This window comes from Neobacillus sp. SuZ13 (assembly GCF_030123365.1).
Classification (GTDB): Bacteria; Bacillota; Bacilli; order Bacillales; family Cytobacillaceae; genus Neobacillus.
Genome location: NZ_CP126107.1, coordinates 2865319 through 2883477, shown reverse-complemented (window position 1 = coordinate 2883477; position 18159 = coordinate 2865319). Strand labels below are relative to the sequence as shown.

Sequence of the window (18159 nt, the reverse complement as noted above, 5' to 3'; positions counted from 1 at the left end):
AAAATCCTCAACCTTTGACAGATTGAGGATTTATGGGTACGTCCAAATAGACGACAAACTGGCAGAATACAATTGTCGTTTCATCTTCGTACACCTCTCCTTTCCGCGAAGGCTGTTTTGGTGTTACAACCTAGGTAGGTCTCCTGGCTTTTGAATCATCACACTCTATCGCCTTCCCCAACTACATAGTTGAGTGACACAATGATAGAAAGCTCCTCAATTACAGTGGCGGGACCACTCGGGATTTTCACCCGATTCCCTGTTACCCCATGTTTTCACACGGGCACCTAGTTTGCTTATAATTTAATGTTCTAACTTTATTATACTTGTAATCTTTAACATCTACCATCTAAATTTTTTTTAATGTATTTATATGAAGTTGCATTAACCAAAAATGGAAAATTTTTCTTGTTCAACATACCTGCCCAGATAGTTGATGAGGCTCTCCGTTTCGATTTCGAAAACCCTGTCAATAATCCCTTTAAGAGAAATTTTGGGAGAGATGTATTTTGTTATTATCTAAGGCATGGGAAAAATATGAATCGGATAAACGAATTAAAGGGTTCTCACCACAAACATTAAAAGCACTTAAACTTCAAGCTACTTTACTTATTCGGTATTTAAAGGACGTTAAATTAGATACCATATCCACTCTTACTTTAAGTAAAATCGTTCACAAAGTCTTTACCAACCCTTACGATTACACAAGGATGTAATATGTGCAAGATGATGTCTACCATGCCAAGCATATATTCCTATATTTTTACCTACTGAAACTTCACCTGAATCTGGATGAATAAATGTCTTTTTCATATCAGCAGGAGTTAGACTACGTAAAAGGTTGGTCCAACGTTTGTGTAATGTTTCAAGAAGTAAAAGTGAAGTATCAATTGGCAATTTATAATCAGATAGTTCCGCCCATTTCGTTTCGTCATATGGCTTAATTACAGGATTTTCTTCCGTAAGAGCCAATTTAAAACGCACGTAGGCATTCATATGACTATCTGCAAGGTGATGTATTACTTGTTGAACAGTCCACCCTCCAGAACGATAAGCTGTATCAAGCTGTTCATTATTTAAGTCTTTTACAACATCTCGTAATAATCTTGGTAAATCTTCAATCTCATTTATCCAAACACTTGTAACCCTGCTAGTAATTTCATCATCAAATTGAAAAGTGCCAATTGGGTATTTCATATCCATCTACATTTCCCCCTAAAAATTCCTTGGTTTTTGTGGCTAACTAAATGAATTGTTTAATAAAAGTAATTCTACATTAATTTCTCTAATTCCTTTACACCTTAAATGTTATTCAACTATCCTGCTCGTTAGCTGAATAAGAAAAAGCCACCAAGAATTTTTGGCAGCTGAATCGTCAACTCTTAACCCGTAAGCTTAAAAAGAAACTTAGAATAAATAGGAGGTAAAAACGTTCTTTAGTTAATAAAAGTATGATATAACAAAAATAAATTAAGACTTATAATAAGTACAGCAATTATCCACGCACAGATTGAAGTTACTAAATGGTTTACAAGTTTCCCCATTAGTTTTTTGTTACTTGTAAACATTATTAAAGGTATTAAAGCAAAAGCAATTCCAAAAGAGAGAACGACTTGACTTATAACAAGAGCTTTTGAAGGATTAATTCCCATTAGAATTATTCCTAAAGGCGGTATCATTGTTATAAATCGTCTCAAATAAATAGGTATGCGTCGTTTAATAAAGCCTTGCATAATGATGTCACCTGACATAGTACCAACTGAAGAACTTGATAATCCTGCGGATAACAATCCAATTCCAAAACATATTGCCACAAAGTGTCCAAGTATTTTTCCAAATTCATTAAAAGCAACTTCTAAATCACTTACATTAAGTCCGTTTTTATTAAATAATGCCGCTGAGACGATTAACATACTCGCGTTTATCCCACCTGCAATAATCATCGCAATAATGACATCTACAAACTCATATTTAAAAATCTTTTTCCGTTCTTCTTCAGTTTCTCCGACAATTCTATTTTGTGTTAAGGCAGAATGCAGATAAATGGCATGTGGCATCACTGTTGCTCCCAGCATCCCAGCCCCTAATAAAACGCTATCAACATCCTGAAATTTGAGCGTGAAAAGACCAGAGAGAATTGCCGTTGCATCTGGTGCTGCATAGAAAACTTGAACCCCAAAAACAATTACAACAATAAAAATCATAGCTGTAATAACAGCTTCTAACGGACGCATTCCTCGCCTTTGAATCTCCAAAATGGCGAATGAACCAATGGCTGCAATAATAGTAGCGAAAACAAGTGGGATATCAAAGAGCAAATAGATTCCAAGCGATGCACCAATAAATTCTGCCAGATCTGTTGCCATAACGACAAGTTCAGCTTGTATCCATAAAAGTATGGAAGTTTTCTTTGAAAATTTTTCTCGGCAAACTTCAGGGAGGTTTTTACCTGTTGCAATCCCTAACTTGGCAGACATCGTTTGAATCAAAACAGCCATTAAATTAGAAACTAAAATGACCCATAATAATGTGTATCCATACTTAGACCCAGCCGAAATGTTTGTTGCATAATTACCTGGATCGATATATGCCACAGCAGCAATAAACGCAGGACCTAAAAAAGGCAGCAATCTTTTAATTCCATTAGAATCTCCTTTTATAGGAGAATTAGAAGTTCTATTCAAAGAGTTAGACAATTTTTGGGTCCAACCTCCTTTTTTTATCCGAACTTATAGTTTATTTTCGGTATACTTTTTTTCGCTAATGCTTTTTAGGGGTCTCAGGTTGCAAACCCGACATAATGAAGTTATTGGGCTTTCTAATTGATTAGATACCAACAATAATAAATACAGTATTTAAAGATATCGGAGTAGTATTTTTTCCAAATTTTTTTCGTTATCGGCACCACTATATTAGTTTGCTTTCTTTTTAACAGGCTATGCTATTTGAGATTCTTCTTCAACAAACCTGCCCTGTTAGTCAAACAAGAAAAATGACCGCCGCAGCGATCATTTCTATAACTCTTGCTTCCCGTTAGCTTAAGTACATTTCTTCACAATTTTGCGTAGAGTAAAGTTCAACTATATTTATTTTAGAATTATTTTTTACTTTTTTCTCCTTATGATGCTGTTCACTAAATTTTGTGTTGCATCCTGACCAGTTTCTGATGCATTTTCAATGGCAGTCTGTACATAACGTGTTGCTGCATGGTTTAGATTGTTAAACACTTGCATCTTGTTTTCAACTACATTATCTGGATGTTGGTCATGTTTTGCCATTATTATTACCTCCTATTTATCATTCGAAGTATATAGTGTGGATTATGTCAATGAAATATACCAGTTTTAGCTTTTTAAGTTGTAGAAGAAGTTCTCCTTCTTCAACCTGCCACGTTAACACAATAAGAAAAAGCCGCCTATGTATGGCAGCTGAATCTTGAACTCTTGCACCCGTTAGCTTAAGTACATTTCTTCACAATCTCTTGTAGTTTATTTTAGTTAAAGAAAGAGGATTTATTCGTCTTTTGAAGCATACTTGGAAGAGTTATTATTAAATGATTTATGTAAACTATTTAGTAAATACAATCCTCTAAAAAGAAGCCCAACAATAATACCAAAAGCAATAACTCCAGCAACTTGCGGTGGACCTATCATAAGTAATAAGAAGCCTAAAATTGCACTTAAAACAATGGATAAAAACAAATACATCATTATCTCTTCTTCCATAAAATTATTTTATCTATTTATTAATTCCTCCTGAATTACAAGAATCCCTTCCTATTAATTTGGCCTTCAGTGGAACAGGAAAAAGAACTGCCGCAGCAGCTCCCTTGTTTACTCCTGCACCCGTTATTTGAAATAAATAATCACAAGGTTAAATGGGAAACAACCCAATTTATGTTTAAATAAATACATAAAATCTTGTACCCGTTAGCTAAACAAAAATTACTCTGTGTCTCTAATTTGTGAGAATGGGAAAAAAACAAACTCACTTTGCCCTACTATTTCTTCTTTTGTGAAGTACCCTAAGCAATTACGACTATCCTTACTTTTTAATCTATTATCACCCATAACAAAAAATTTGTTTTTAGGTACTGTAATTCGTCCAAAGTCGCCAGTTAATTGACTACCCATTTGTTTAGCAAGTTCACGATTTTGTGAAAGATAGGGTTCTTTGAATAAAATACCATTAATAAATAAATTATCATTTTTCATTAAAACCGTATCTCCTGGAAGTCCGATGATTCTTTTTACATAGTTTGCTTCGTCCCCTTTAATAATGACAATTTCTCCTCTACTAAAACTATCTGTCAAATTTAATTTGTTTACAAAGATTTTTTCCTGATTATGTAGCGTAGGTTCCATTGAAGCACCATCCACTACGTATGGTGCAAATAGGAATGTTCTTACAACAAATGCCACTCCAAATGCAATGAACAACGATTTGCCCCAACTTTTCAATTCCCCATTTGAATTTAATTTCATTAGTTAACCCAACTCCTTAATTTTTCTCCTAATAAAACATTCTCCATTTACGATTAAAACACCTTTTTATTGTCATATTCTTCCTTCCTTATTCAACTAAACTGCTCCGTTAGTACAACAAGAAAAAGGGATTGCCGCAACAGTCCCAATCTTTAACTCTTGCACCCTATAGGTTTAAGAACATTCCATCACAATCTTTAATTAAAGTATGTTAACCTTTTCCTGACAAGTATGTTTTTTTTGAAAATTGTACCTTTTCAAGTGACACTAGTATAATACAATTTATATTAGCATATTGATTTTAGAGTTCAGTAGAAGTGAGGTAAATTCAAATTGAATCGAAAAATTATTAATTTGAACTATCTGTAGTATTCAGTTAGTTCGAAAGATTTAATTGATTAATTGCTTCTTGCATAACTGATTTACTGGTATTGACGAGTTGACTGCCTTCTTGCAACAAGGTTTGGTCATTCATTTTCTTTGCTTGAATAAGTTTTTCTATCGCCTGTGCCATGTCATTGTAGCTGTCTTTTATTAATTGATGAACGTCCGAATAGGAAGATGGTACCGTTTGAGCCTTTTCTACGTCAACTAGTTTAAGATAAGTAGCAGCCGCAACTAACTTTTGAGATTTTGCCGCCAATAGCCACCCTTCCACACTTGCATACTGGTCTTCATTGTCATATAGCTCTTTCATCTTCTCTAAAATAGTATTATAATCAACCAAATATTGTTGAATAGTTTGAACATACACCTCTTCCGGTGAATCATCTTCTAATTTCTCTTTGTACGAAGCCAATTTGTCTTTTAATGTATTATCTGTAATGCCAATTTCTTCAATATTATTCAAAGTATCATAAAAAGCGGCTTCTTTGTCTTTGTCCTTTTGGACGTTTTTGTAATTCGTATCAAGATAAGTAATCAACTCTTTTGATATGGCTTGCTTCAATTCCTCTTTCTCTATTAAAGATAAATCTTTCATAGCCTCTTCATAGGTATCCTTTGCTTTGTATGTATTATCCCCTTTAATAGATTCCTCAATGGATTGCACAGTTTTTTGATTTCCGCAACCACTTAATAACATAAGTGATAAAGCGGGTATAAGGATACTAGTGAGAACCTTTCCTTTTTTCATTTTGTAACCCCTTTTAGTAGTTTCATAAACATATAATTTCATTATACACCAGAGGTAAATATTTACATTACATTTATACCACTTATTCAACTATCCTGCCTCAATAAAAGAAGTGAAAACACCGATTTACTCATGTTTTCTTAGAATTTCATAGTTGTTTACCTATCGGTAAATGCCTTTATAGCTGGAGGATCTTCACTTGAAAGGATATTTTTGGACAGAGAAAGAAAAAAGAGCTATAACCCACTAACCAGTTTCTTACAGAAAATGGTGGATGAGTAAAAATATAACCGCACTGGTGGATGTCCACATTTACTCATGGAGGTCAACCCTCCCATGCCTCACAGAGTCTTCGCTCTCAAATTCCTTCGTCCAACCTTTCCATGAGGTGGATGTCAGCCATGCTGCCCCACAGGGTCCAAGCCCGTAATTTAATTGCTTTGCCGACTAATCCGTGCTTCAAATGTCTCCAAATCTATAAACAGAACTACTACTTTTCTAAACTAAACCAAAGTTAGGCTGCCATTTCCGTCTTCTCTGTTACTGCCATATGAGGGATGTCTTTTAACATCTTTTCTTCACTAAATTCAAATTGCTTTTTACCAATGCTAAAGAAGATACGAATCAGTTTATTACACAAAGCGATCAAGGACTGCATCTTCTTTAATGGATTATCCCGACGTTGAGTATAGTACGCATGCAATGCCTTAAATGCGGAATTCTTGGCGACGAGAATCATACAAACCCTGAATAACAGGGCCCTCAGTTTCTTCCGGCCTCTTTTTGTGATGGTCGTTTTTCCTTTGTGCTTACCCGATGTATTTTCTTTTAAGCTTAAGCCGGCCAGCTTGATAATTTGCCGGGGATGATTGTATTCACCTAAATCCCCCACTTCCGCGAAGAAGCCGGCAATTGTATCCCTGCCCACACCTTTTATCGCTAACATTTGTTGAACACCTGGTATTTCATCAAGTAGGCCTTCTATTTTTGCATCTAATTCTTCGAATTGTAACTGGATTAATTCATACTTAGCCAGAATGGTTTTCAACTCCAGCCTGGCCATTTCAGCACCTTGTAGAAGTCCGATGGACTTACTTGCTGCCTGTTTTAACTCCCGGATCTTGTTTAGTCCTACACTCCGAGTTACCGAGAGTCTTAAATGGACGAGCAGTTTTTCTTCAGTGAATTCAGCTATCTCGTGGGGAAAGGCATAAAGCTTTAAGAATTGTAACGCTGCCTTGCCTTCCCACTTCTTAAACACTTTTAGAAATTCAGGAAAGTACCGGTCAATCCAGTTGTGTACTTGTCCTTGGACTGTTTGAAGGTCTTCAGTTAAAAGATCGCGTATTTTCTTTGCCACACGGAGTTCCGCATAAACACCTTGCGGTATCGTAGGTTCGGCGTATCTTCCGTCCTTGACCAACTGAGCTATGACTTTGGCATCTTTCACATCATTCTTGGTAGGTGAGTTATCATCCAACTCCTTGCTTTTCTTGACGTGCAAGGGGTTTACTGCGACAAACTTAATCCCGTTTTCTTTTAAAATATGTGCCAGGTTGAACCAATAATGGCCTGTTGGCTCCATGCCAACTATAACTTTATCCATACTTTGTTCTTTTTTGATGGCGGAAATCCACTTAAGAAAATGCTCAAATCCTTCATGTGCATTTTCAAAATAACAAGGTGAACCAAACTCTAATCCCCTATAGTCCTGGGCACGTGCCACATGCTTGAACTTCGCAATATCAACTCCTATAATAAGAGTTTGAGAAGTTATTTGAGCTATCTTCTTATTCTGGTTATAATTCATTTTAAAGCCTCCTGGTTTTTGAGAGATTTGTCCTTTTTGCTGGCCAGCGTCAGGACTCTCTTATTCTACCAAGAGGTTATTTTTTTGTTCAAACCCCATTTTCTTTCATTACAGGAATGCTGCCCCGTTAGTTTAATTAGAAAAACCTAATCTACGACAGTAGCTGCGCACACATCTTCGAATGCCACCCGTTCATATTCGCCAGGCTTTACTTCTATTCGGAGTTCATGCGTAATCGGATCAACGCGGTTAACGGCGCCAGTAATCTCCGTGGTGAATCCGTCAGACCATACGCTAAGCTTCACCGTTAGCTTATACGCCATTGCGTAAGCTATCCGCTGATCGAATTCCTCGAGTTCATAAACGTCTAGTAACGGTTTTTCAATACGTTCTGAATCACGCCATAAATCACGTTGCGCCTTAATTAGCTCCGGCATTCCAAAGGCGAACTGCCATTTAACTTTTCCGCGGTCTCTTATCGTCAATACGAACACCTCCTTTGTTCTTATTATATGCAAACAAATGTTCTGTATGTAAGGAAAAATAAAAAGACCAATTTTACGTGGTCTTAAAGGTAGTAAAGCTTGGAATCCGATAATGGTCTAATAGGTAAAGCTATCTTGATTTTTTTGATTTATTTAACGCCGTAGTATGTCATCATTCCCAAGCCTATAAGGATGATGATAAAAATAATGCCTTTTCTTTCATGAAAAAACTCCTTAACTTTTTCTTCAAATTCCCCTATTTTCATGAGTGTTCTAAAAAGAATTGGAAAAAAATTTGTCAATCGAGTCCCTTCTTTGTTCTAATATACGTTTATGGATCCAAACCGCTGCTTGTGCTCCTTCTCCCATTGCAATTGTTAATAGCTCCGAGTGAACACCGATATCACCTGCAACCCAAACGTTTGGTACATTTGTTTCCTTCGTCCTCGGATTTGTTGGGATATGTAGATTTTCTAGTCGTTCAATGCCTAATTGTTTTAACAAATCTGTATTTACTTTATTTCCACCAAAGGCAAGAAACCCTCGTTCCCCTTTTATTTTATTTCCATTTCCTGTCAAAAAGGCAGTAAACCGTCCTTCACCATTTGTCTCTACTCCAATAACTTTGTCCACTATCATTGGAATTCCATTTTCAGCTAAATTCATTTGAACACCCTCACTTATTTTCTTACCGTCTGAATTTATATAAATAAGTTCCTTCGTCCAGTACGTAAGGGTTAGAGCCATGTTTGCCCCAGGATCACCTGATCCAGCTACAATCACCTTTTTATTTGTCACTTCATAGCCGTCACAATCAGCGCAAATATATATTGATATTCCTAGACATTCCTTTAAGTTAGGTATTTCTAATGGGATGTGATCTTTTATACCCGTAGCTAATAAAAGGCATTTACTTTCATAGCAATTTAGTGAAGTTCCTTGTAATTTGAACTTTTCCCCTTGTTTTTCTACTTTTACAATCTCATCTTCCTTAAAAGTTACTCCATATTTCTCTGCATGTTGTCTTCCTAAGTGACGAAGCGTTTGTCCATCAACACCATCGGGCCAACCTAATACGTTATGATAACATTTACATAATGTGGAACGTCCTTCTCCTTTATCAATCACAAGTACTTGATGATTGTATCGCCCGAGCTGAATTGCAGCCTGCAACCCAGCAATTCCACCTCCGACAATAATGCATTGATAAGAATTTTTATGAGACATATCTTCACCCTTTTATTTAACTATTCAAAAGTCTGTAATTAAGACGACCAGACACTGGGCTTCTGAGTTTATCAAATTACAGACGCTGATGAATGTGAACGAAGCGTTTATGATGCTATTATGGCAGGTTATCGATTAATTGATACAGCTGCCGCTTATCAAAACGAGGAAGCCGTTGGCAAAGCAATTAAGCGTAGTGGCGTAGCAAGAGAAGAATTGTTTATTACTACAAAACTCTGGATTCAGGATGCTGGTTAAGAGAGCACACAAAAAGCAATTGCAAAATAGCTAGAAAGACTGCAATTGGACTATTTGGATTTATATTTAATTCATCAACCATTTGGTGATGTATATGGCTCTTGGCGTGCTATGAAGGAATTGTCCAAGAAGGAAGATCAGAGTGATTGAGGTTAGTAACTTCCAGATGGACCGTCTGAACGATTTGATTATTCATAATAAGTAACTCCTGCCTAAATAACATCTTCGGGAATGAAGTTTTAGTATCGGTAGTCAAAAAGAATAATAAATCCGTTGCCCAGGTGATTTTACGTTGGTTGACACAAAGAGGAATCGTTGTTATTCCAAAGTCTGTTCATAAGGAAAGAATCATCGAAAACTTTAAATATCTTTGACTTTGAATTAAGTCAAGAAGATATGGATACGATTGCTGCGTTAGATACGAAAGAGAGTTTGTTCTTCTCACATAGAGATCCTGAGATGGTGAAAGGGCTCCGTAGCATTAAATTTTATTATTAATGATTATATATAACAAAATGAAAGGATTCCTACTTATTATTGGGCAGCTTGTTTTGTTCTTTACTAAAATAAGTGCCCAATTCCCTAACTAGTAAGATTACGTTTCTTATGACTTTGTGAAGGAATGTACTTAAACTAACCTGCCCCGTTTGTTCAACAAGAAAAAATGACTGCCGCAGCGATCATCAACTTAAGTTAATGGTAATGTTGCACCAATCAACTCGTCCTCCTGATTTAGATAATCCAAAACACTCTGTTTATCCTCTATATTGTAACTTTTAACAACTATCATATGCTTTATATGGAGTCCTGTTGGATATATATTTGGTTGCTGTAATAAGTTTCTTAATCGTTCTGGAGTGTAGAGAATACACCATCTTTCACTTCCGTCACTCATTTTCATACTTATTTCTATCCAATTTATTTCGTTAGGATCATTTGATACTTCATCATCAAACTTCCAACTTATTAAATCTATAACGCCCTCACTATTAACATTAAAGTGAGATAATGGAAACCATTTTAATCTTCCATTGTCGCATTTTAATCGAACCATATCTTCGTCAGCATTTATATCAATTACTTGGTATGATTTTCCCCTTGTTATGCCTTCAGAATATACACCTGGAGTTCGACAAACGATATTCTTATTTATCATAGGACCTCCTTATTAAACCTGAATAATTTATAATTAATCACAATTATTAAGCTAACCTTCCCGTTAGCTGAACAGGAAAAGCGATTGCTCTTTTTGAACAATCGCACCCGTTAGTCGAATAAGACCCTTTCCAAAATGCAATTATGAAAATACTCAACCCATAAGCCGTAATTGACTTGTGTAGATTATTTCACCTATTTTCAATTACAACACATCATCGCTTAATCAATCCCGACAGGTCTACTTCTAATACTTTATCTTCTTTATCGTTGTAAGTAGATAACAATACAGTAATGATTCCCGATGAATTCTTCGTCTCTTTCTTATCGATAACCTCGGCGATGGTATACAATTCATCACCAGGATACACCGGTTTTATAAATTTCATATTATTCATCCCTGTTCCAGCGATGATATCATCACCATATATCCCTTGTTCAATCCAAAGCCTTACTGAAATGCTTAATGTATGTAGTCCGGAAGCGATGATTCCATCAAATCTCCCCTGCTTTGCTTTTTCCTCATCTAAATGCATATATTGAGGATCAAATTCTCCTGCAAATCTCATAATATCCGCTTTTGTCATTTTGAAGGACTTAGTTTCAAACACTTGTCCAACTGTAAACTCATCAAACTTCATAATTACACCTCTTATTTAGAAACTTTTGCACTTGTTTATATTAAGGTAGCATCAAATGCACATCAAGTTAAAAAAATACTCAAAATCCTCTAAAATTAATAGAAAAGAATACTTTTTTGGGGATATATAATTCATCTCTGCAATTGTAAATACCTTATTTACCTCCCTTAGTTTAAAAAAAGACGTTGCTGCAGCAACCTCTTGTTTAACTCTTGCTACCCGTTACTTTAAGTAGACTGTTTCAGAATCTTTCTAAATTACCTATTTCGGAAAGGAGCGAGCTTTCTAAACAAGGAACATTTAACATTCTAAGGGATGAGTGGGAATTTGAGTTGTAAAAAAGTTTGGAAGACCCAGCTATTTTTGTATGATTCAACAAAAATGCCAAATAATAAATGACAGCATGGTTTTATAAATTGAGGTGATATAATGCCAATCCTCGAAGTTGATGAAAGTAACCTTTACTACTCTGTTAAAGGAAACGGGATTCCTATCATTTTTATTCATCCACCTGTTCTAACTTCCACAAACTTCATATATCAGGCAGAAGAACTATCCAGGTATTTTCAGGTCATTACCTTTGATATACGTGGACATGGAAGGAGTCCTTTTTCAATCAAACCCGTTACTTATCCACTCATCGTAGAGGATATAAAAAAACTAATGAACCATCTGGAAATTAAACAAGCCTTTTTATGTGGCTATTCAGCAGGCGCATCTATCCTATTGGAATTTTTGTTATCAACATCAACGGGGCGTATTTTAGGTGGAATCATTATTAGTGGAATGTCTGAGGTTAGTGACTGGCGTCTAAAAAACAGAATACTTCTTGCTAAAAACCTTTTAAAGATTGGGGCATTGCCTGCTTTGGCTTGGTCAATATCAAAAAGCAATTCAGATACAGAAGAGTTATTCGAGAAAATTTTACTAGAAGCTAAAAAAGGAGATGCAAGGAACATCTTGCAATACTATGATTACAGTTTGGACTATAACAGTTCGAATCAACTTAAAAAAATCAATATGCCTATTTCCCTCATATATGGCGAAAAGGATAAACCATTTTTTCGTTATGCACAGCAATTACATAGTAAACTTCCTCAAAACGAAATAACCTTTGTTGAAGGCATTAAACATCAGCTCCCAACAAAAACAGCAGGTGAATTGAATAAAGTTATTTATCAATTTATTGAGAAACATTCTAGCAAACGGGGTGAATAAGCTTGGATGTCAAACTATTTCGTGTTATAAATTTACTTTCCGGACGTTATTTGGTTATCGATAAATCAATGATACTTATTTCCAACAAGATCAAATTTGTTTTCTTTTTTATTTTAGTGATTCTGCTTTTTAGAAAAAGGAATGGATTTATTGAAGCAGTAGTGTCTATCGTGATTACATTATTCATGCATTTTATAACTAAGTTATTTTATTTTAAGCCACGTCCTTTTATAGACAGGAGAGTACGTATACTTACCCCCTCTAAATTCGATTCTTCCTTTCCAAGTAAACATACTTTACTAACTTTTGCCGTTTCAACAATAGTCCTCTTTTATCAACGCACCGTTGGATCCATTATGTTGGGGTTCTCGGTTTTAACGGGATTGTCACGGATTTGGGTAGGGCACCATTATCCCTCTGATATTGCAGGAAGTGCAGTTTTAGGTTCTTTTACAAGTACGATCATTCATAAATTATTAAAAATTTCAAAAAGAAAATAGAGCGACATCATTATCTATATGGGTATCATTATTATCCATATGGTCACCATCCGTATGGAATTACCCCTATTAATCTTCATAGTAATAATATTAAAGTATTTTTAATAAAAGGGATGTTCCTACTATACGAGGGCATCCTTCGAAGGCTATCCTGCTCCGTTAGTTAAAGAACATTGCTTCACATTCTTAACTACATCAAACTTTAAAGGAAGATTATAACTCCATCTTTAAATAATGATACGAATGTAAAAAGTGTTAGGAGTGGGCTAATTAGGCTCACACTTTATTATTAGATTAGAGATACAATTTTTTGGAAACCTTGCAAATATTTTATTAAAATGTTACTATATATAAGAATTATTTTTGTTCGGTGTAAAGGATTGTATAAGATTAACTTTTCGTCTTGATGATCACTGAGTGCAAGGATAGTAACATATTGTGTGCAAAGCACACAGCAGGAGGAAACACAATGGAAAACGGTAAAGTAAAATGGTTTAATGCAGAAAAAGGTTTCGGATTCATCGAGCGCGAAGGTGGAGACGATGTATTCGTTCACTTCTCAGCTATCCAAGGCGAAGGTTTCAAATCTTTAGATGAAGGTCAAGCTGTTACTTTTGACGTTGAACAAGGTCAACGTGGACCACAAGCTTCTAACGTTCGTAAAGCTTAATAAGCCATCAAATTAAAACGGACTCTATTTTAGAGTCTGTTTTGTTTATTTAAATAAACAAAACAAAAACCCCACTCACAAAATGAGTAGGGCACATGAAAACAAAAAGTAAATCAAATGGTAGACCAATTGTAACATACATTTTGGTAATAACCTAATTTATTTTTATTAAATTTGTAGTGTGGGCTAATTAAAGTTCACTCCTTTTTTATTTGTTTCTTTTTTCATTATAGCCCCCGTTAGTTCAATAACCCATAATTGAGATTCCCAATTTATATAAGATCGATTCTCCGCTTTTTAGCCTCTATATAGTCATAAACATTCAATATTTCTTTATCATAGTCGTTTTCGATTTCAAAATACCTAACACCTGCTTGTAAACATTGGTGTTTTAAATTCTTTATGTTCCTTGATTAGTTCTTTTATCGTTCTTTCTTCCGGCCAATTACGGAGTTCAACAGCATTCCTATTTTTCACTATTCTTGTTTCGAAGTTTTCTTGAATATAATTTGTTGAAAAACCTAAGAATACTGGAATAATTTTTTCTGAATAATTTATGCCAAAATCCTTTATATAGTGAGGCAATATATAGCATCCTTCAATAATGATATGTTGTTCATTCTCGATATTTGTCATAATAATCCCTTTTAATATTGGCCAGAGTTTATCTCCAATGACTTCGGTACTATCTAGTGGTGTGAATCCACAATTCTTATCCCCTCTGTACAAGCCCATTTTTATATGGTCTATAGAGAGATAAGAAATATGGTATTTTTCTAGTAACTTTTGAGCCATCAAGGTTTTACCTGTACTACCTACAGCACTTATTAAAATTACCATATATTACTCCGTTCTGTTTTATTTGTAATCTAAACGTTGATTATTACACTTGCCACGTTAGCGGAACATGAAAAAGAGCCGCCACCGCAGCCCCTTGTTGAACACTTGCACCCGTTAGTTTAATAACTTACCCTCAGCTTTTATAGAGTTTGCAATTTTAACAATTTCTGATTTAGTTAATTTGTTTTCACCTTGATATTCAACTGTTAATTCTAACTCTTCTTTTTCTTCTTCCCAATCTAAGTATTGCTTTCCGTTTTTTTCTTGATAAAAATATTTTGTTCCTTTAATTTTGTTTTTTTTTATCCCATTTGGGGTCATCATACCAACTTACATAATCTGTAGCAGTTATAACGAGCTCGGCTTTTTTTGATAAGTAATGTAATTTTAGTTTATCGCACCTCTTACCACAAGAAGTAGTAGTCATATAACTCTTACTATATTCAAAAGGGATATAACTTGGTTCCGCTTCTATTGCTACCCAAGCGCCCGCCCAACTTATTGGCATTTTTAAAGTAGGAGAATAAAAAATTACATAAACTAATACAGCTGCTACAACAATTAGAAGGTATTTCAATACTTTTTTATTAGTAATTCGTTGATTTTCCAAAGTTACTCCTCCGAATTTAACTATTTTAAGAAAATTATATCAAATTATTCGATTAGAGAATCTACTTCCTATTAAACTATACTGCCCCGTTAGTAAATATAATCGTTCCTCAAGAAGCCTGGACAGTGCTTCTTTTTTTAATGGATCCATGCTATCGTTAAAGTTTGTTGGGAAAGGAAGTTTTTTCCCCTTATCGCAACCTTTGGTATAGTGTAAAGAAAGTGGGAGTTGATAGGATGTTTTTTTTGGGACTGTTCCAGCAGTTGCCCGTAAAAATTTTAACGGTGGCACTGCTGATTATACTTACGGTTTATTTGATCCGCAAATCCATCAAGCTTTTCTTTGACAAAACGTACTTCTTGGATGAAAAACGGGAAGAGACTTTGATGCATTTCGCCAACCAAGTGACAAAGGTATTGGGACTTGTGTTCTTCTTTATTTATGTACTTAGCATTTTCTTCGACCTGGAAAAGTTTGTCACTGGTTCGGTAGTGGTGGCAGGTGCCTTGGCATTAATCTTCCAGCATATCATTCGCGATTACATTATGGGGCTGACCTACTTGTTTGAGCGTCAGATTCATCATGGGGATTATGTCATCATCAATGGAAACCGTCAGGGGAAAATCGAGGAAATCAGCATACGCTACCTGAAGATTCGCCAGTTTGACGGATACCTCTATACTGTCTCCTATAGCAGCATCGTGGAACTTCAGAACGGAAACCGGGGAATGCGCCGGGTGAACGAAAGTCTTGTCCTGAACTATAAGCAAAATCCGGACTATGCCTTTAAAGTGATGGAAGAAGTGGCACAAACATGTAACGAGAAATACGGGGAATACCTGTTGAAGGATGAACACGGCTTTCCTGTGGAGAGTTTCAAATTCAACCAAATCACCGAACTGAACGTGGATTTCAGGGGTCACAGGTATTCATTATCAGGTCTTGTGAAAGAAGCAGATTTCTTGGAAGCGAGCAAAAAGGTAAGGTATGAACTGGCAATGGCTGCCTACAAAAACGACTTGAAGATGGCGGAGAGCCTCGACACAAGCCATTAAATATCATAAAAAGCAAGAGTACTTATCTCTTGCTTTTTTTTCTGTGGATTTTATTAAAGACAGGTGGTTCGGACCCCCTCCCGTTGTACGCCAGATGTCAAACTTAGGATTCTGAGCTAAAGTTATAATCAGGGGTAAATTAGATTCCCTTTACACAATCGAGTTAAACTCGATATACAAATTGGTTGGATCGATTTATACGGAAAGCTTATGGAGTATAGGCATATCAACTCCAGTTTGCTTTTTTATTTTTTCTTATTCCACTAACCTGCCCCGATAGTCCAAGAACAAAAAAGCCACCAAAAATGGCAGCTGGATCTTCAACTCTTGCACCCGTTAGCGTAAGTACATTGTTTCACAAACTTAATAAAATATTTTTATGTTTTGTATGACATTCTCTATGGGTATTATCCTCTTTTTTATCACTTGCTTAGCACGGAATTGAACAAGAAAATCAATAAATTCCGACTTTGTTGGAAGATCTGATATAACATGAGTAAATTTATTTTTTGCGACCTTCTCATGGACATACATTTCTAATGCGTGAATTACAGTTACTTCATGCTTCTCTTCTAAAGAAGTCCACCTTTCTAAGTCATCCCATGAAAAGTTTGACCTTACGAAGAGGTCGTCCCAGCCTTCTGTCACAGGAAATTTAACATGATTCTCCATCCACGAAATAACATCCCTCGAATGAAAATCACCAAGATGGGAAAGTGCTTCATACCCAGTAATCTTTTTATTAGATTCTTGTTCAAGAAAATTAATTACTAAAGATAGTCCCTTATCCTTACTTATACACATAGAAGTTAGATAGGAACGTAATCGAGTATCCATATTATTTTGTTTAGTTTCCCATAAGCTTCTAACCCAGGTTTCTGCGTAAATTCCTAAAACTCTTCCGATAATCTCACATATTATCTTCTGGTCATTAAATGCCTCTTTTTTATGTAATTCTTCTATAAGGAAGCCAAATAACTCATTTCTATTAAATTTCTGGAGGAAGTCGATTGTTTCTTCATCTAATTTCTTTCGATAAACAACATAAGCTATTAGCTGTTCCATGTTATTTTTCACATCATCTAAGGTTGTCTCTGAAAATGACTCAAACCAATGCTTCCACTTAACTGATGCTGGACTTGTAGTATTCAACCCCGTATCACTTAGAAAATATTCAAGCTGCCATTTTTCACTACCAATACACCCTAGTTCAGTAATCCTAAATAGATAATCGATAAACGAATCCGCAACATAAGTAACTGTGTCTTCTTCATGATCCCAATAAATTACTGGTTTCTCATCACTCTCAACAGACATATCAAACGCATAAATATCTCCATTTCCAGCTTGAGAAAACTCTAATTTTCCCCTCAGTGACCTTCCATAATCTTCCCCATCTTCCATTAGTTCGTTAGCTAACATATTTAAATTCTGAAGGAAGTCAATATTCCAATTTATCTCTCCAGAGAATATTTCCGAAAATTCACTAGGAATCATTGTATCTTCAGAAAATGAGTAATAAAACGAAAGTGATTTTCCCAAGTTATGTAATATGTATTTATACGAAGGAGGTAAATGATAACCTAACTCTTTTTCTTTAGCTTCTATCTCCTGTATCGTTGCTTTCTTTCCAATTTCGATTGGGTGGACATTGCCGTTATTGTTCTCTAATTTTTGTAGTATTTGCTCCCATCTTGATATTAGGATTTTAAAATCCTCCATACTTTTTAACCCCCGCTTCGATAACATTATTTAAATTATAATTCAATATGGTTTTGGTAAATACCTTCTTGTACTAAACTGCATCCGTTAGTACAACAAGAAAAAGGATCGCCGCAGCGATCCCCTTCTTTAACTCTTGCACCCGTTAGTTGAGTAACCTTATCTTTATTTTTTCAAGTACACCGTTATACTCTTTCACCTTTTCAAATAAATACTGTACCGCATACAATATATACGCTTTGTAATGAATATATATAAAGAATTGAAAATAGTTTAACCTATTTAGACGAACAATTTTAATTTTTTTTAAGGAAGGAACGAAGAGAAAAGCAAAGAGTCCATTTGCTAT

General features: G+C 35.3%; 20 protein-coding genes, 1 pseudogene and 1 riboswitch. Of the genes and pseudogenes, 6 read left to right on the top strand and 15 right to left on the bottom strand.

What is annotated here, in order from left to right; genetic code table 11:
- Positions 1-116 precede the first annotated feature (116 nt).
- A riboswitch (cobalamin riboswitch) is annotated at positions 117-306 on the bottom strand.
- A 203-nt stretch (positions 307-509) separates the two neighbouring features.
- Positions 510-716 carry a hypothetical protein gene (locus QNH17_RS14040; protein ID WP_283879247.1) on the top strand — a complete coding sequence of 69 codons (207 nt, stop codon included), beginning with the start codon at positions 510-512 and terminating at the stop codon, positions 714-716.
- Here the strand turns inward: QNH17_RS14040 and QNH17_RS14035 are convergent.
- The 9 genes from QNH17_RS14035 to QNH17_RS13995 form a co-directional block, all read right to left on the bottom strand.
- A complete protein-coding gene (locus QNH17_RS14035; protein ID WP_283879246.1) occupies positions 685-1203 on the bottom strand; it encodes a YfiT family bacillithiol transferase in 519 nt (172 codons plus the stop codon). The genes QNH17_RS14040 and QNH17_RS14035 overlap by 32 nt on opposite strands.
- Positions 1204-1436: 233 nt before the next feature.
- Positions 1437-2696 (bottom strand): Nramp family divalent metal transporter, encoded by a 1260-nt coding sequence (locus QNH17_RS14030; RefSeq protein WP_481858600.1) that lies wholly within the window; start codon positions 2694-2696, stop codon positions 1437-1439.
- Between the two features lie 408 nt (positions 2697-3104).
- On the bottom strand, positions 3105-3278 hold the full coding sequence (locus tag QNH17_RS14025) for a hypothetical protein (RefSeq protein ID WP_283873172.1): 174 nt from the start codon (positions 3276-3278) through the stop codon (positions 3105-3107).
- A gap of 234 nt (positions 3279-3512) precedes the next feature.
- On the bottom strand, positions 3513-3725 hold the full coding sequence (locus tag QNH17_RS14020; RefSeq protein WP_283879245.1) for a hypothetical protein: 213 nt from the start codon (positions 3723-3725) through the stop codon (positions 3513-3515).
- Positions 3726-3944: 219 nt separating this feature from the next.
- On the bottom strand, positions 3945-4484 hold the full coding sequence (gene lepB, locus QNH17_RS14015) for a signal peptidase I (protein WP_283879244.1): 540 nt from the start codon (positions 4482-4484) through the stop codon (positions 3945-3947).
- A 376-nt stretch (positions 4485-4860) separates the two neighbouring features.
- The gene (locus QNH17_RS14010; protein WP_283879243.1) at positions 4861-5619 is read right to left on the bottom strand and encodes a hypothetical protein; all 759 of its coding nucleotides are present in this window, start codon (positions 5617-5619) and stop codon (positions 4861-4863) included.
- Between the two features lie 514 nt (positions 5620-6133).
- Complete coding sequence (locus tag QNH17_RS14005) at positions 6134-7429, bottom strand: IS110 family RNA-guided transposase (protein ID WP_283879242.1); 1296 nt, start codon at positions 7427-7429, stop codon at positions 6134-6136.
- A 146-nt stretch (positions 7430-7575) separates the two neighbouring features.
- Positions 7576-7923 carry a YolD-like family protein gene (locus QNH17_RS14000; RefSeq protein WP_283879241.1) on the bottom strand — a complete coding sequence of 116 codons (348 nt, stop codon included), beginning with the start codon at positions 7921-7923 and terminating at the stop codon, positions 7576-7578.
- Positions 7924-8187: 264 nt separating this feature from the next.
- A complete protein-coding gene (locus tag QNH17_RS13995; RefSeq protein ID WP_283879240.1) occupies positions 8188-9141 on the bottom strand; it encodes an NAD(P)/FAD-dependent oxidoreductase in 954 nt (317 codons plus the stop codon).
- 66 nt (positions 9142-9207) lie between these two features.
- On the opposite strand from QNH17_RS13995, the pseudogene QNH17_RS13990 reads away from it, so the two are divergent.
- Positions 9208-9897: pseudogene (locus tag QNH17_RS13990) on the top strand (aldo/keto reductase); the annotation flags it as partial.
- Between the two features lie 190 nt (positions 9898-10087).
- Here QNH17_RS13990 and QNH17_RS13985 read toward each other — a convergent pair.
- Both QNH17_RS13985 and QNH17_RS13980 read right to left on the bottom strand, forming a co-directional pair.
- The gene (locus tag QNH17_RS13985; protein ID WP_283879239.1) at positions 10088-10555 is read right to left on the bottom strand and encodes a hypothetical protein; all 468 of its coding nucleotides are present in this window, start codon (positions 10553-10555) and stop codon (positions 10088-10090) included.
- Between the two features lie 214 nt (positions 10556-10769).
- On the bottom strand, positions 10770-11195 hold the full coding sequence (locus QNH17_RS13980; protein ID WP_283879238.1) for a MaoC family dehydratase: 426 nt from the start codon (positions 11193-11195) through the stop codon (positions 10770-10772).
- Between the two features lie 429 nt (positions 11196-11624).
- On the opposite strand from QNH17_RS13980, the gene QNH17_RS13975 reads away from it, so the two are divergent.
- The 3 genes from QNH17_RS13975 to QNH17_RS13965 all read left to right on the top strand — a co-directional run bounded on the left by QNH17_RS13975 (position 11625) and on the right by QNH17_RS13965 (position 13583).
- Positions 11625-12413 carry an alpha/beta fold hydrolase gene (locus QNH17_RS13975; protein WP_283879237.1) on the top strand — a complete coding sequence of 263 codons (789 nt, stop codon included), beginning with the start codon at positions 11625-11627 and terminating at the stop codon, positions 12411-12413.
- 2 nt (positions 12414-12415) lie between these two features.
- Positions 12416-12913, top strand: coding sequence for a phosphatase PAP2 family protein (locus QNH17_RS13970; RefSeq protein ID WP_283879236.1), 498 nt, complete (start codon positions 12416-12418; stop codon positions 12911-12913).
- Between the two features lie 469 nt (positions 12914-13382).
- Positions 13383-13583, top strand: coding sequence for a cold-shock protein (locus QNH17_RS13965; RefSeq protein WP_101646071.1), 201 nt, complete (start codon positions 13383-13385; stop codon positions 13581-13583).
- A gap of 363 nt (positions 13584-13946) precedes the next feature.
- On the opposite strand, the gene QNH17_RS13960 is transcribed toward QNH17_RS13965, so the two are convergent.
- The 3 genes from QNH17_RS13960 to QNH17_RS13950 form a co-directional block, all read right to left on the bottom strand.
- Positions 13947-14423: a 2-phosphoglycerate kinase gene (locus tag QNH17_RS13960; protein ID WP_283879235.1), complete on the bottom strand. Its 477-nt coding sequence runs from the start codon at positions 14421-14423 to the stop codon at positions 13947-13949.
- Positions 14424-14537: 114 nt separating this feature from the next.
- A complete protein-coding gene (locus QNH17_RS13955) occupies positions 14538-14744 on the bottom strand; it encodes a hypothetical protein (protein ID WP_283879234.1) in 207 nt (68 codons plus the stop codon).
- Positions 14710-15033: a hypothetical protein gene (locus QNH17_RS13950; protein ID WP_283879233.1), complete on the bottom strand. Its 324-nt coding sequence runs from the start codon at positions 15031-15033 to the stop codon at positions 14710-14712. Before QNH17_RS13950 ends, QNH17_RS13955 begins: the two co-directional genes overlap by 35 nt.
- Before the next feature lie 236 nt (positions 15034-15269).
- Between QNH17_RS13950 and QNH17_RS13945 the strand changes: the two genes are divergently transcribed.
- Positions 15270-16088, top strand: coding sequence for a mechanosensitive ion channel family protein (locus QNH17_RS13945; protein WP_283879232.1), 819 nt, complete (start codon positions 15270-15272; stop codon positions 16086-16088).
- 363 nt (positions 16089-16451) lie between these two features.
- On the opposite strand, the gene QNH17_RS13940 is transcribed toward QNH17_RS13945, so the two are convergent.
- Complete coding sequence (locus QNH17_RS13940; RefSeq protein WP_283879231.1) at positions 16452-17810, bottom strand: SMI1/KNR4 family protein; 1359 nt, start codon at positions 17808-17810, stop codon at positions 16452-16454.
- Between the last annotated feature and the right edge of the window lie 349 nt (positions 17811-18159).

What these genes read in the sequence shown, in the direction of transcription:
- QNH17_RS14035 (WP_283879246.1), bottom strand. Translation starts at nt 1,203, where the DNA reads ATGGATATGAAATACCCAATTGGCACTTTTCAATTTGATGATGAAATT.
- QNH17_RS14025 (WP_283873172.1), bottom strand. Translation starts at nt 3,278, where the DNA reads ATGGCAAAACATGACCAACATCCAGATAATGTAGTTGAAAACAAGATG.
- QNH17_RS14020 (WP_283879245.1), bottom strand. Translation starts at nt 3,725, where the DNA reads ATGGAAGAAGAGATAATGATGTATTTGTTTTTATCCATTGTTTTAAGT.
- lepB (WP_283879244.1), bottom strand. Translation starts at nt 4,484, where the DNA reads ATGAAATTAAATTCAAATGGGGAATTGAAAAGTTGGGGCAAATCGTTG.
- QNH17_RS14010 (WP_283879243.1), bottom strand. Translation starts at nt 5,619, where the DNA reads ATGAAAAAAGGAAAGGTTCTCACTAGTATCCTTATACCCGCTTTATCA.
- QNH17_RS14005 (WP_283879242.1), bottom strand. Translation starts at nt 7,429, where the DNA reads ATGAATTATAACCAGAATAAGAAGATAGCTCAAATAACTTCTCAAACT.
- QNH17_RS13995 (WP_283879240.1), bottom strand. Translation starts at nt 9,141, where the DNA reads ATGTCTCATAAAAATTCTTATCAATGCATTATTGTCGGAGGTGGAATT.
- QNH17_RS13985 (WP_283879239.1), bottom strand. Translation starts at nt 10,555, where the DNA reads ATGATAAATAAGAATATCGTTTGTCGAACTCCAGGTGTATATTCTGAA.
- QNH17_RS13980 (WP_283879238.1), bottom strand. Translation starts at nt 11,195, where the DNA reads ATGAAGTTTGATGAGTTTACAGTTGGACAAGTGTTTGAAACTAAGTCC.
- QNH17_RS13975 (WP_283879237.1), top strand. Translation starts at nt 11,625, where the DNA reads ATGCCAATCCTCGAAGTTGATGAAAGTAACCTTTACTACTCTGTTAAA.
- QNH17_RS13965 (WP_101646071.1), top strand. Translation starts at nt 13,383, where the DNA reads ATGGAAAACGGTAAAGTAAAATGGTTTAATGCAGAAAAAGGTTTCGGA.
- QNH17_RS13960 (WP_283879235.1), bottom strand. Translation starts at nt 14,423, where the DNA reads ATGGTAATTTTAATAAGTGCTGTAGGTAGTACAGGTAAAACCTTGATG.
- QNH17_RS13955 (WP_283879234.1), bottom strand. Translation starts at nt 14,744, where the DNA reads ATGACCCCAAATGGGATAAAAAAAAACAAAATTAAAGGAACAAAATAT.
- QNH17_RS13945 (WP_283879232.1), top strand. Translation starts at nt 15,270, where the DNA reads ATGTTTTTTTTGGGACTGTTCCAGCAGTTGCCCGTAAAAATTTTAACG.
- QNH17_RS13940 (WP_283879231.1), bottom strand. Translation starts at nt 17,810, where the DNA reads ATGGAGGATTTTAAAATCCTAATATCAAGATGGGAGCAAATACTACAA.